Below are 586 nucleotides of genomic sequence, written 5' to 3'. Positions count from 1 at the left end.
CCTATGAGGAATTGAAACTGTAACGGTAGCCTGTTATGCCGCCCAGGTCTTTGGATTCGGGCCGGCCCATAGTTACACTGAAGCTGCAGCGTAAATCAACTGCAGCCGGCATTGATTTCAAGACCTGCCCTCTACGGACAATTCATGGGCTGGGCTTAATCGATCAAGCCCGAGCTATCCTCTTCCCAAATTCAACCGCTTCTTGCTGCCTGGCCGGATCCGGGTTCCACTGACTGCGAAAACCCGCGTCTATCACCTCAAAGCCTGCATTTTGCAGGAGTTCGCTCAATATTTTGATCGACTCGCCGCTCCACCCATAACAGCCGAATGCGGCGGCTTTCTTGTTCTTGAACTTCAATTCCTTCAGCAGATGGGCAAAGCCTGCCACCGAATGCAGAATACCATTGTTGATGGTGGGAGAACCGACTACCACCAGCTTGGATTTGAACACCTCTGTAATCACATCGTTCGGGTCGCTTTTGGGCAGATTGTGCAGCTTTACGGTAACATCCGGGTCGGCCAGCTGGATGCCTCGGGCTATATTCTCCGCCAGAACCCTGGTGCCGTTCCACATGGTGTCATAGAC

1 protein-coding gene is annotated in these 586 nt (G+C 52.7%); it reads right to left on the bottom strand.

Features of this window, described 5'->3' with window-relative positions; translation table 11 throughout:
• Positions 1 to 163: 163 nt before the first annotated feature.
• On the bottom strand, positions 164 to 586 hold a 423-nt coding region (locus B2633_RS16370; RefSeq protein WP_483171757.1), incomplete at its 5' end, for a flavodoxin domain-containing protein.

It is taken from the genome of Syntrophomonas sp. UBA1041 (assembly GCF_002316705.1).
GTDB lineage: Bacteria > Bacillota > Syntrophomonadia > Syntrophomonadales > Syntrophomonadaceae > DTU019.
Note: the sequence above shows the minus strand (reverse complement) of the source record. Positions and strands in the feature narration are given on the sequence as shown.